Genomic DNA, 7,577 nt, shown 5'->3' with positions numbered 1-7,577 from the left:
CGGTCGAGCTGAGTGAGGGTGTAGCCGAGTTCGTCGAGACCTTCCTTCAGGCAACGCTTCTGATAGGCATCGATACTGAATGTATGCGATACACCGTCCGGCGTGGACACGGTTTGCGCATCGAGATCGACGCTTACATGCAGGCCAGGGCTCGCCTCGATCTTGCCGATCATTTCGTCGACGACATCAGCGGCCAGCAGCACGATCAACAGTCCGTTCTTCGATGCGTTCGACGCAAAGATGTCCCCCACGCTAGGCGCAATCACCGCGCGCACGCCGTAGTCGTACAGCGCCCAGACCGCGTGCTCGCGCGACGAGCCGCACGCGAAGTTCTCCTTCGCGACCACGATCCTCGCCGGCTGATAAGCGGGCAGATTGAGCAGGAAGCCGGCTTTTTCAGAACCGTCCGCGTGGTATCGAAGGTCGCGGAAAAGGTAATTGCCAAAATTGTCCGAGCGCGGTTTCTGCAGGTATCGTGCAGGCACGATCTGATCGGTGTCGCAGTTCGGGCGCGCAACCGGCAGTGCGACCGCGTCGAGATGGGCGAAGGCTTCCATCAGATTTCCCCGGCAAGCATGGGCCGCACGTCGGTTACGCGCCCGCTCAACGCGGCGGCGGCGACCATCACAGGGCTCATCAGGTGAGTACGCGAACCGGGACCTTGCCGGCCGACGAAATTGCGATTGGTGGTCGAGGCGCTGCGCTGCCCCGGCGCAACGGTGTCGCCATTGGTGCCGAGGCACATCGAGCAGCCGGCTTCGCGCCACTGGAAACCGGCGTCCTTGAAGATCCGGTCGAGACCCAGCGCTTCCGCTTCCTGCTTGACGAGGCCCGAGCCCGGCACCACCCAGGCTTCGACCGATTGCGCGACCTTGCGTCCCTTGACCACGGCGGCAGCCGCCTGCAGATCCTCGATGCGGCCATTCGTACACGAGCCTATAAATGCGCGGTCGATGGTCAGGCCATCGAGCGTCATACCGGGAGTAAGGCCCATGTAATCCATGGTGCGCTGCATCGCGGCGCGCTTCTCGGCATTAGGCGCGTCTGCGGGATCGGGCACGCGGGCATCTATGGGCAGCGCGTCCTCCGGGCTGTTGCCCCAGGTGACCATGGGTTGCAAGGTGCTGACATCGAGCGTGATCTCCTTGTCGTACGATGCCCCTGCGTCCGATGCAAGCCCGCGCCAGCGCGCCACCTCCTCGTCCCAGCGCGCGCCTTGCGGCGCAAACGGCTTGCCTGCGAGATAGTGGAACGTGGTGTCGTCGGGGGCCATCATGCCGGCGCGGCCGCCTGCTTCTATCGACATGTTGCAGATGGTGAAGCGGCCTTCCATCGACAAACTTTCAATGACCGGCCCCGCATATTCGATCACATGGCCGGTCGCGCCGCCCGCGCCGATCTTCGCGATGATCGCGAGAATCACGTCCTTCGCGCCCACGCCCGCAGGCAGCGTGCCCTCGAGCGCAATGCGCAGCGCCTTCGGTTTGCGCTGCCACAAGGTCTGCGTTGCGAGCACATGCGCCACCTCCGTCGCGCCAATGCCGAACGCCAGTGCGCCGACTGCGCCATGCGTGGACGTATGACTGTCGCCGCACACGATCAGCATGCCGGGGCGGCTCAGGCCCTGTTCGGGGGCGACGACATGGACGATCCCCTGGCGCACGTCATCGAGGCCGAAGAAGGTGATGCCGAGACTTTTGGTGTCGTCGCGCAGGGCGTTGGCCATTGCGCGCTTCTCGGGGTCGGTTATGCTCGCAAGATCGCGGCTGCCGGTGGGCACATAATGATCGGGGGTGGCGAATCCGCGTTGTGGCGCGTGCGCTTTCAGGCCGCGCTGGCGCAGCATTTCAAACGCGGGCGCCGATCCGTCCTGCAGGAAATGACTGTCGACGTAAAGCAGGCTCTGGCCGTCTTCACGCTCGAGGACGTGATGCTGGCTCCAGATCTTGTCGAATAGCGTTTTTGGTGCCGGGGAAGTTTGGTTCACTGCGTTGTCTCCGTCTTTGTCAGCGTTGTTTCCTGCGCTGTTGAGACGATGATAGGCAGTTCTGTCTCCCGTGCAACGATCGATATATCATGGGCGGCATGAGAAAATCTCATGCGAAATATGCGACGAAAACTTCCTCCTCTCAATGCATTGCGCGCCTTCGAAGCCTCCGGGCGCTACCTGAGTTTCACCGGCGCGGCGAAGGAACTTCTCGTGACACAAGGCGCGATCAGCCGCCATGTGTCGCTGCTGGAGGACTGGCTCGGGGTGAAGCTTTTCTTGCGCACGCATCGGGGCATAGAACTTACCCGTAAGGGCGAAACCTATATCCGTGCGCTGAGCAGCGTGTTCGACCAGATCGACTACGCGACGCGAGAAGCGCGTGACGACGCGGACGGTTCGGTCTTGCGGCTGAAGTTGCCGCCCACCTTCGCCATGCGCTGGCTGGTCCCGCGCCTCACGCGATTCAAGTCGCTGCATCCGAAGATCGATATTCAGGTCGTCACCTCTCACGAGCCCGCGAATTTCCGGCGCGAGGATATCGATGTCTCCGTGCATTCCCATCCTTTTCCTCCCGAGGGCGCGGGTCACCGCCGGTTGCTGGGCGAAGTGCTGATGCCGGTGTGCAGTCCATCCTTGCTCGAACGCGGACCTGCGTTGCGAACCCCCGGGGATCTTGCGCATCACACGTTGCTTTCATCGAGGAATCGTCCGATGGACTGGTCGCGCTGGATGATCGAAGCCGGGATGACGGAGCTGGAAAGCGAGGGGCACATTGATTTCGATAACGCGGCGCTCGCGTATCAGGGCGCCATAGATGACCTGGGCGTGATGATTGCGGTGCGCGCGTTGATCGAAGATGACTTGCGTAGCGGACGGCTGGTCTCGCCGTTTGATCTGCAGGTTTCCACGCCAGGGGCGTATTACCTCGCGTGCTCGCAGGTTGGAGCGAAGTCGCCGCAACTCGAGGCGTTTGAAGCGTGGCTGGTTTGGGAAGCCGTGGACTATGAGCGCGGCTTGTCGGCCCCGGCCATCACCGGTTCACCCCCGCCACAATGAACTCCCTCAACCATCGATGCGCGGCGTCCCTGTGCGACCGCTCATGCCAGAGCATGGCCAGGTCGTAGCCGGGAACATCGACGGGTGCTTCGACCACGCGCAGCGTGCTGACGTTGCGGACCAGCCGCGACGGCATCATCGCGACAAGGTCCGTGCTCGCCAGCACCTGCATCATGAACAAGAAATGCGGTACGGAAAGCACGACCCGGCGCGTCAGGCCGGCGTCGGCAAGCGCCTCGTCCGTGATGCCACGAAACCCGCCGCCATCCGTCGATACGATCACATGCTCGAGCGCGCAAAATTGCGCGAGCGTCGGCCGGCGCTTCAAACGCGGATGACCCGCACGTCCGGCCAGCACGTATCGCTCGGTGAAAAGCACCCGCCTGTGCAGGCCTTCCGGCGCGCCTTCGCTGGTATGAAACGCGAGGTCGATCTCTCCGCGTTCCGCTTGCCGCGCAATCCGCGACGGTGACATTTCCATGATTGCCAGCCGTGTGCCGGGCGCAGCCGTCCGCAATCCGGCCATCGCGGGTAACAGCACAGTGGATTCGGCATAGTCGGCAGCCGCCACGCGCCAGGTGTTGCTTGCTTCGGCAGGACTGAAAGGACTCGCCGGCGATACCGCGCGCTCGAGCGCTTCGAGCGCCTGCCGCAACGGTTCGCGCAACTCGTCGGCTCTTGTCGTGGGCCGCATGCCTCGCGGTCCCGGCAACAACAGCGGATCGCCGAACACATCGCGCAACTTCGCGAGATGAACGCTCACCGACGGCTGCGAAAAGTTCAGGCGCTCTGCTGTGCGCGTCACGTTGTGCTCCGAAAGCAGGACGTCGAGCGTCAGCAAGAGGTTCAGATCGAGACGCCTGAGATCATTCATGGCAATACCTGGCATGTTGGATATTCATTTCCACTATACCGAACGACGGTCTACGCTGCTTCTTTCAGCACTGAAGGGTCGAACCATGAACGTTCTTATTGTCTATGCACATCCCGAACCGAAGTCACTGAATGGTTCGCTGAAGGATTTCGCGGTCACACGCTTGGAGAATGCAGGTCACGCAGTGAAGGTATCGGACCTGTATGCAATGAAATGGAAAGCATCGCTCGACGCCAGGGACAGCATGGACGGGCAAGCCTCCGAACGTTTCGACCCCGCGCTCGACTCGAAGCTCGCATTCGAGAACGGCCGCCAGACGAGGGACATCGCAGAGGAACAGGACAAGCTGCAATGGGCGGATGCGGTGATCCTGCAGTTTCCGCTGTGGTGGTTCTCCATGCCGGCAATCCTGAAAGGCTGGGTGGAACGCGTCTACGCTTACGGCTTTGCGTACGGCGTAGGCGAGCACTCGGACAAGCACTGGGGTGACCGTTATGGCGAAGGCACGCTGGCCGGAAAACGGGCGATGCTGATGGTGACTACGGGCGGCTGGGAATCCCACTACGCGGCACGCGGCATCAATGGTCCGATAGACGACCTCCTGTTCCCCATCCAGCATGGGATTCTCTATTACCCGGGCTTCGATGTGCTGCCGCCCTTCGTGATTTATCGGACGGGGAAAGTGGACGAGGCGGGATTCGCGAAAGCGCGCGATGCACTCGGACAACGTCTCGATGCCCTTTGGACCGCCAAGCCGATTGCGTATCGCCGGCAAAACGCCGGGGCGTACGACATTCCCGAACTCACATTACGCGCCGATATGGCGCCGGGCCAGGCGGGTTTCGGCGTGCACATCGAGTAAGCTTTCAATGTCACGCGTGGTCGAGAAACCCCATCAGCTTCAACGCGTTCCGTTGTCCCTGGTCTTCGTAATTGGTGTTGAAGATCACGTGGGTCATATCCACGGCATTTGAGATCTCGATGATCTGGCTCGCGATGGGATCGAGTTCTTCGTCGTTGTACTCGTAGTGAAATCTCGACGACGACGCCACCGCCCCCTTGATATTCCACGTCTCGTGATTGCGCCCGTGCAGACGGATCAATGCGAGCCCCGGGTGTGTTGTTTCCCAGATGGCCGGAATGCTGTTGCTGAATCCCTGCGGTTCGTCGACCACCACGTTCACCAGTCCGCGCTCGCGCTCCATGGCGAGCGTGGAGTCGCGGCGCTTTGCATCGAACCATGTCTGATTGCGGAATTCGACCGCCATGGTGCAGCCGTCCATGGCGCTCATGACGTCCGCACAATGTTCGACATGGCGGATGCCATGCGGATTGCAGATCACCCACGGCGCAAACTGGAAGTGCACCGCGCCGAGCTTGCCCGAAGCACGTAGTGGTTCAATGGCTTCGAAATACCGACACCACAATTCCTGCTGCATTTCCGCCGATAAATCCTTGTAATACAAGCTCGTCTTGCCATTCTGCGGCAGGTGCGGCTGCATGTCGGCGGGAAACATGTCGCGCGCAGTCTGATGACCGGTGAATAACCGGAACGCCTTGATGTTGAACACGAATTCCGGCGACGTTCGCTCAGCCCATAGCACCGAATTTGTCGCGTTTGGCATAGCGTAGTAACTCGAATCCACTTCCACGATAGAAAAAATGGACGCGTAATGGCGCAAGCGCGCTTCCGCGCTCGAACACCCCGGCGGATAAAAACGCTTGCACTTGATGAGTGTGGGATCCGTCCATGACGCCGTGCCGACCAGGATGCTCACAGCACTTGTCCTCGTTGATGTATTGATCGCATGTTGGCGTTCGCGCCCAATATCAATTGTTTCCGGTGGAATCAGAATGCGAACGAAACACTGTACATCCATACAGTCTTAATTGGCAAGTTCAGCGTACGGGAAATCGAAGGCGGGGACTTTGGTCAGTAGGGGAAGAGCTTCGTGCAGCCTAAACATGGGTGTCCGCCCGCTCCACCATTCAATAAGTCAGGCCGAGACTCACCGTCCAGCCGCTGACGTGGGGACCAAATAGATACGCCCCGCCCACACGCACGTGTTTGGCCTGAGCGTTGTCTCTTGAGATGGGAAGGTCGAATCCACCGCCGATGTTCGCCAACGTCGAAAACCCGAGCGCGCTGTGATTGGCCCCGAAGAATCCGCCGTATCCCGCATTGACGACATAATTCAGCGGGCGGGCAAATAGCTGAGCGCCGGTCGGTCCCGTGTAAGCCGACTGGATCGACCATGAACCGGCCGTTTCCCTGAATCGCAACAAGGGATCCGACTCGTCAAAGCTGGAGATCCACGACCACGCAATATGCCCGCGAATCGTCAGCGTCTGTGCTGACGCAATGTTCGTCGTCCATTCGAGCGCGGCGTTCGGCGTGACCAGCCACGCATTCTCGTGCCAGTTGAACAACGGGCCATCCGTGAGAGGTTTAAGGCCGGCGGCCGCACCCTTATACGAAGCGTCATTGAGCAACCTGGCCATGCTCAGGTCCAGGCCGGGCTCGAATGTGAATCCATATCCGAGTTTGCTTTTCAGGAACAGACCGCCCGTTGCGCTGAAGGCCGACCACTTGCTCGCGACACTGCCCGCCGCGCCGTCCAGGCCGCCAATCGCGAGTTCGTCCTTTTCGCGAAAGTAACCACCGGAAACCCGCCAGCCAATACTGTTTTGGTCGGAGAAGGTAAGCAGACTACCCTCATAGGGAATTCGCGTGATGGTGAATGAATGGGGAGCGACGCCATTCGAGATGTCGAGGTGTGCGGAGCTGATGTCCGGGGACGCGGTCAAGTTTAGGATTTGCGAATAACCTGACCCGAGACGCGCAGCGCCGATGAGATCGCGGCTGGATTGCGCAACGGCATATGCCGCGTGTGTGACGATCGAAAGAACGACAAAGAGCCGGACCACAAGGACCGGCGCAACGTTACGGTGGTATCGCGCCGAAGATCGCATGCGGGTTCTCTCCGTGTGGCGAGTGCATACCCACCAGGAAAGCAATTTACCGCACGCGAGTCCGGGATGGTTTGTCTTGAACCGCTTATCTCGATCTCAATCTCACTTTCAGTCGAGGTACTCCCCCGAACCAGGGGCTATCGCCCGATGAATCACCACGGGATCGTCACATCGTTCCATCGTGTGAACGTCCCTGTCGGGCTGTCCGCACCCAGCATTGCAACGCGGACCACCTCGCGCGCCCCTTCCTCGACGGTATCGGTGCCCGCATAGCCGTTGAGGTTCGTCTTGGTAAAACCTGGAGAAACGGCGTGGACCTTGATGCCCTCCTGCTCCAGTTCGATAGCCATGGCGACCGTCAAGGCATTGAGCGCCGTCTTGGACGCGGGGTAGACGGGCCCAAAGATCCCGCGATACGGGAAAGCCGGGTCCAGATTCGTCGTCAACGACCCGACGCCGCTCGATACGTTGATGATGCGAGCACCCGGCGTCTTGCGCAAAATTGGCAGCATGGCCTGATACACGGCAAGCACACCGAAGACATTGGTGTCCCACACTGCGCGCATTTCATCGAGAGATACATTGCTCGGTCGTGTCGTGCTCGAATACTCCTCGACGGTCTGCCCGGGCTGCTTCTTCGTGTTCGAAACGGCCGCATTCTGGATGAGCAGATCGAGGCGGCCA

The 7,577-nt window shown here is 60.6% G+C and carries 8 protein-coding genes; 2 read left to right on the top strand and 6 right to left on the bottom strand.

The features are described from left to right. A partial coding sequence (leuD, locus tag ACRXB1_RS25545) for a 3-isopropylmalate dehydratase small subunit (protein WP_449493622.1) occupies nucleotides 1-557 on the bottom strand: 557 nt, incomplete at its 3' end. Then, a complete protein-coding gene (gene leuC, locus ACRXB1_RS25540; RefSeq protein WP_449493621.1) occupies nucleotides 557-1,987 on the bottom strand; it encodes a 3-isopropylmalate dehydratase large subunit in 1,431 nt (476 codons plus the stop codon). The genes leuC and leuD, both read right to left, overlap by 1 nt. Before the next feature lie 111 nt (nucleotides 1,988-2,098). Between leuC and gcvA the strand changes: the two genes are divergently transcribed. Further along, a complete protein-coding gene (gcvA, locus tag ACRXB1_RS25535) occupies nucleotides 2,099-3,046 on the top strand; it encodes a transcriptional regulator GcvA (RefSeq protein ID WP_174364003.1) in 948 nt (315 codons plus the stop codon). Here the strand turns inward: gcvA and ACRXB1_RS25530 are convergent. Continuing rightward, the gene (locus ACRXB1_RS25530) at nucleotides 3,021-3,920 is read right to left on the bottom strand and encodes a LysR family transcriptional regulator (RefSeq protein ID WP_449493620.1); all 900 of its coding nucleotides are present in this window, start codon (nucleotides 3,918-3,920) and stop codon (nucleotides 3,021-3,023) included. The two genes, gcvA and ACRXB1_RS25530, sit on opposite strands and share 26 nt — an antisense overlap. A gap of 85 nt (nucleotides 3,921-4,005) precedes the next feature. Between ACRXB1_RS25530 and ACRXB1_RS25525 the strand changes: the two genes are divergently transcribed. Next, the gene (locus tag ACRXB1_RS25525) at nucleotides 4,006-4,782 is read left to right on the top strand and encodes an NAD(P)H-dependent oxidoreductase (RefSeq protein WP_449493619.1); all 777 of its coding nucleotides are present in this window, start codon (nucleotides 4,006-4,008) and stop codon (nucleotides 4,780-4,782) included. Nucleotides 4,783-4,792: 10 nt separating this feature from the next. Here the strand turns inward: ACRXB1_RS25525 and ACRXB1_RS25520 are convergent, their stop codons facing one another. The 3 genes from ACRXB1_RS25520 to ACRXB1_RS25510 all read right to left on the bottom strand — a co-directional run. Then, on the bottom strand, nucleotides 4,793-5,698 hold the full coding sequence (locus ACRXB1_RS25520; protein ID WP_449493618.1) for a DUF72 domain-containing protein: 906 nt from the start codon (nucleotides 5,696-5,698) through the stop codon (nucleotides 4,793-4,795). 211 nt (nucleotides 5,699-5,909) lie between these two features. Next, nucleotides 5,910-6,893, bottom strand: a complete 984-nt coding sequence (locus ACRXB1_RS25515; RefSeq protein WP_449493617.1) for a hypothetical protein — start codon at nucleotides 6,891-6,893, stop codon at nucleotides 5,910-5,912. Between the two features lie 152 nt (nucleotides 6,894-7,045). Beyond that, nucleotides 7,046-7,577, bottom strand: a 532-nt coding sequence (locus tag ACRXB1_RS25510; protein ID WP_449493616.1) for an SDR family NAD(P)-dependent oxidoreductase, incomplete at its 5' end; no start/stop codon positions are given.

The organism is Caballeronia sp. M23-90, from assembly GCF_053574605.1.
This window is presented reverse-complemented; position numbering and strand designations above follow the sequence as displayed.

Bases quoted from the DNA above. Each gene is read 5' to 3' on its own strand.
- ACRXB1_RS25515 (WP_449493617.1), bottom strand. From the start codon at position 6,893: ATGCGATCTTCGGCGCGATACCACCGTAACGTTGCGCCGGTCCTTGTG.
- ACRXB1_RS25530 (WP_449493620.1), bottom strand. From the start codon at position 3,920: ATGAATGATCTCAGGCGTCTCGATCTGAACCTCTTGCTGACGCTCGAC.
- gcvA (WP_174364003.1), top strand. From the start codon at position 2,099: ATGCGAAATATGCGACGAAAACTTCCTCCTCTCAATGCATTGCGCGCC.
- ACRXB1_RS25525 (WP_449493619.1), top strand. From the start codon at position 4,006: ATGAACGTTCTTATTGTCTATGCACATCCCGAACCGAAGTCACTGAAT.